4 protein-coding genes are annotated in these 4,377 nt (G+C 39.5%); 1 reads left to right on the forward strand and 3 read right to left on the reverse strand.

Annotation, left to right across the window (positions count from 1 at the left end; all coding sequences use genetic code 11):
• Positions 1–847: hypothetical protein (locus tag ACIQZ6_RS12115; RefSeq protein WP_395811458.1), on the forward strand; the 847-nt coding region annotated here is incomplete at its 5' end.
• A gap of 28 nt (positions 848–875) precedes the next feature.
• Here the strand turns inward: ACIQZ6_RS12115 and ACIQZ6_RS12120 are convergent.
• The 3 genes from ACIQZ6_RS12120 to ACIQZ6_RS12130 all read right to left on the reverse strand — a co-directional run bounded on the left by ACIQZ6_RS12120 (position 876) and on the right by ACIQZ6_RS12130 (position 4,316).
• Entirely contained in the window at positions 876–2,291 is a 1,416-nt protein-coding gene (locus ACIQZ6_RS12120) for an alpha-L-fucosidase (protein WP_395811460.1), read from the reverse strand.
• Between the two features lie 21 nt (positions 2,292–2,312).
• Positions 2,313–3,758: a sulfatase-like hydrolase/transferase gene (locus tag ACIQZ6_RS12125; RefSeq protein WP_395811462.1), complete on the reverse strand. Its 1,446-nt coding sequence runs from the start codon at positions 3,756–3,758 to the stop codon at positions 2,313–2,315.
• A 66-nt stretch (positions 3,759–3,824) separates the two neighbouring features.
• Positions 3,825–4,316, reverse strand: coding sequence for a cupin domain-containing protein (locus tag ACIQZ6_RS12130; RefSeq protein ID WP_395811464.1), 492 nt, complete (start codon positions 4,314–4,316; stop codon positions 3,825–3,827).
• Positions 4,317–4,377: the final 61 nt, after the last annotated feature.

A 4,377-nucleotide genomic window follows, 5' to 3' on the forward strand; every position in this document is an offset into this window, starting at 1 on the left:
GAATGATGAAACCAATAATTTTAATGATCAAGCCCAAATAAGAGGGATGGAAGGTATTGTAAGGCATGCCTTACAGGCAAATAAATTAATGGATATTGTTATGCTGCACTTTGCAGATCCTTCTAAAATTGAGGTTTACAATAAGGGGCAGGTACCAGCAGTAATTCGTAACCATGAAAAAGTTGCAGAGCGCTATGGTATTGGAACAATAAATTTAGCCAAAGAGGTATGTGATCGAATTCAGGCAGCAGAATTTAATTGGAAAGACGATTTTAAAGACCTTCATCCATCCCCATTTGGCCATGAAATCTACACACGCTCCATCAGTGCTTTTCTTGATCACTCTTTCGGCATTTTGGCATCTGGTGGAATACCATCTGCGCATGCCTTGCCCGCAGCTCTTGATAAATTTAGTTATGCATCAGGGCAGTATTTTTCGGTTAAAAATGCATTTGAATTAAAAAATTGGACACAAGTTGTGAATTGGAAACCTACAGATGGTGTTACTACACGAAAACAATATGTTAATCTTCCTGCATTAATTGCTGATCAGGCCGGAGCAGAAATGAAGCTTAATTTTTCTGGTACAGCCATTGGTATCTGCCTGGTTGCTGGTCCTGATGCGGGTATAATTGAATACAGTATTGATGGCGCAGCATTTAAAAAGACAGACCTCTATACTCAATGGAGCGGGGGGATTCACCTTCCATGGTATATTATGCTTAATGATGAATTACAGGATAAAAAACATTCAATCACCATCCGGACCAGTTCTGAGAAGAACACAAACAGCAAAGGCAATGCATGCAGAATTCTTCATTTTCTGGTCAATTCACCAAAAAACTAGATTCACTAAATTTAGAGGAATTAAATTTTTATTTTTTTAAAGAGTAATAAGTCGAAAAATCTTTGATAATTGGCTCTGCAAGGCTTTTACTGATACTTAGCCTCAAAGCCGAAACTTCCAATTCTTTAAATCTGGATATGAACTTATGACCTACATTTGAGCCTTTACTGATCAATTGCCAGCCATTTTTTGTTTTGCCCTCGATCTTAAATTCTCTGATTCGCTCACCTTGGGTAATATCTTCCATGAGTATCAGATGATCGATTTTTTTGTACGTTTTTAAATTTAATGCAAGGCTGTTACCCTTCCCGGCACCCTGTGCAATTGCTGAAGAGAAACGCGTTTTGATCTCTTTACCAAATTCCTTCAATCGGTTCACATCAGGTTCTGGAATTAGGCCTTCAGCATTTGGGGTGATGCCAAGAATAAGTGTTGAATTTCTGCCAACAGAGCCATAATACATCTCCATCAGGTTTTCAAGTGGTTCTATATGATCTTCATCGCCAGGCTCCCAAAACCATTCATGACGGCCCTTATAACCGCGCAATGGGGCATCACTCATTGCCGGCATATAATACTGACCCTCTGGATCGCCCTCCTTAAGTAGCTGGAAATCATTTTTGAAGATTACTTTTTGGTTCGTGGAGTGGGAGTATGGGAATGGAAAAGTTCCATAGCATGGATAATTGACCATTCCTGTTTCACTACCTCCCCAACGGATATCGGCACGCTGTGTATTATGATAGAAAATGATATTGGGCTGATATTTTTCTACCATAGGTAGAATGTTAGGCCCACCTAGTTCAGGACCATGAGCACCCCCGTCAAACCAGACCATGGCCAGTTCACCATATCTTGACATCAGTTCTTCAGTCATTTTTTCGCAGAGCTTGTTATAATGCTGCTGTCTGTTTTTTGCAAAAGGAGAATTGTCATCAAGAACCTTGAAATCATAAATTCCATAATTGGAATTCCATCGGATACCAATATAAATGCCAGGTAAAATTCCATATTTTCGGCATGAAGCAACAAAATCACGAACTATATCTCCCTTTCCATCCTGAAATTTAAGTGCTTTCATAGAATAGGGGTTAACATCTGACTGGTAAAGTGCAAACCCCGTTTCATGCGTTGCCGTTAAAATAGCAATTTTCCCGCCCATATCTTTAACTGCCCTAATCCATTGATCAGTGTCCAGTTTTACAGGATTAAAAATAGAATAATCGGCAATGGGATTGATCCTGTTGTATGCCTGATTATACCTTTTCCCGTCAAAAACATGCAGATCATATGAAATTAATGCAGTAAGCTCTGCATCCTGCCAGGTAAGCTGGTTAGCTTTAGGAAGCGGAATGGTTTTTTGACCAATGGCATTGTTTGATAGCAAAAGTACCAAACAAGCAATAATTAAAGTGACGTAATGCTTTGATTGCTTAAATTTCATTTTCACAGTATTTGGTATTCATCAGCTCCCCCTTGATTTTTGGCTTTTTGTTCTACCCCAATTTGGCAGGTCAATATTAAGGTTGTCGAATGCAGCTGCCATTTGTTGTTTCAACAGTTGTCTCATTTGCATGATTTTTTCACGGTATGCTGGTTCTTTCGAAAGGTCTTTGATCTCAAATGGATCTATTTTGAGATTGAACAACTGAGTAGTTGCAATACCATCTACATTATAAACAATCAGTTTAAATCCATCCTCAGATTTAATACTTCTGCTCCAATGGCCATACACATTATAAATAGATGATCTTACTTTCTTTGATGGGTCCTGAATAACAGGTAATAATGAGCGCCCTTCAACACTTGATGGTCTTGGTAATTGAAAATAATCGATTATTGTTGGAGTAATATCACTGAGGTAGGTAAAACCGTCGGTTTTCTTGTTCATAGGTACACCGGGGCCTGATAGTATCATGGGTACTCTGATGCTATGTTCATATAGATTTTGTTTGCCAAGTAAACCATGTTGCCCAACTGCCAGGCCGTTATCGCCGGCAAAAACAATGAAGGTATTTTCTTTAAGCCCACTTTTTTCAAGTGTTTCTAAAATCCGTCCTACTTGTGCATCCATTTCACTGACCATACCATAATAAAGAGCAATGTCTTTTTTAATGGCATCCGGATCACGGGGTACAGGCAACAATTGTTCATCTCTCACATTTAGATCGCCATTGTCAAATGGATGTTTGATCAGAAAATTGGCAGGCAATGGAATTTTTGCAGGCTCATACATCCTTGAAAATTTATCGGGTGGGGTTCTTGGATCATGTGGTGAAGTAAAGGCCACATAACAGAAAAATGGTGTTGTTTTGGCTGTTGTGCTACTCAAGAACTGGATGGCATGATCAGCGTAAAGCGTTGTACTGTAAGTATCACTGGTCCGTTTGCGTTTTTCATCATACACTCCGGTGCTATCATAAAGATATACCGTGGGATGTTCCTGACCGCCGAATTTTGGGAAATGCATTCCACCAAAAAAAATATCGCCCCCTGTACTGAACATTCGGCTATGCGATGCTTTATCGCTATGCCATTTACCGGTATGGTAGGTATTGTAACCCTTAGCTCTTAGTATTTCAGGCAAACTAACAATGCTATCGGGAATGGTACTGCCATCGCCGGGTAATCGGTTTACATACCGCCCGGTAAGCAGCATGGCCCTACTTGGAATACAAACTGCACCCTGATGGCCACCCATTACATGGGCTTGGGTAAACATCAATCCTGATTTGGCAAGTTTATCTAGGTTAGGTGTTAAAACATCCTTATTTCCGGCAGCACCTAAGGCATGGTAGCTATGATCGTCTGAATAGATGATCAGTATATTTTTTGCCCTTGGAATTTTTTGTTGTGCTACAGCACTATTCGAAATTATAAGTGCAGCTAGTATGATTGGCAGAACTCTCATAGATCAAATCAGGGTTAATAATTTAATGCTTAAGATAGAAATTGAAATGGCAATTAAAGATTTTATTTATTGTCGGCAAAGACGTTCTATTAGCTTTTCATGATCTGGGTAATCAGCTTTCAAGCTAGCTGCTCTTGCCAGTTCAAAATCGGCAAAGTCAAAGCCTGGTGCTACCGTGCAGCCAACAAAGGAGTATTCGCCTATACTTTCTGAAGCAAACCATGCTCCTGCCGGAACTACGGCCTGATAAACTTCTCCTTTGGCACTATTCCTACCCAGGCTGATCAACTCATGGTTTCCATTAGGATGAAGTACATGAACATGTAAACTAGCACCTTCATAAAAATGCCAGCATTCATCACTTTTTATTCGGTGAAAAGCAGAAAACAGATCCTTTAACAATAAAAAATAGATGGCTGTGCTAAAAGAACGCGAACCTGAAAAGTGCTCATGTAACGCAGCAAGCGGAATATGTTCTGTAGATCTATAGGTTTCTTTGTAATATCCACCCTCAGGATGCGGTAATAATTGGTACTGGGTGATCAGGTTTGTAATCATTTGAATGAATATAAAGATTGGCTAAATTATTCATTTGGATGAGAACAGTTGATTTTTTTGA

The sequence above is a fragment of the Daejeonella sp. genome (assembly GCF_044348475.1).
Classification (GTDB): domain Bacteria; phylum Bacteroidota; class Bacteroidia; order Sphingobacteriales; family Sphingobacteriaceae; genus Daejeonella.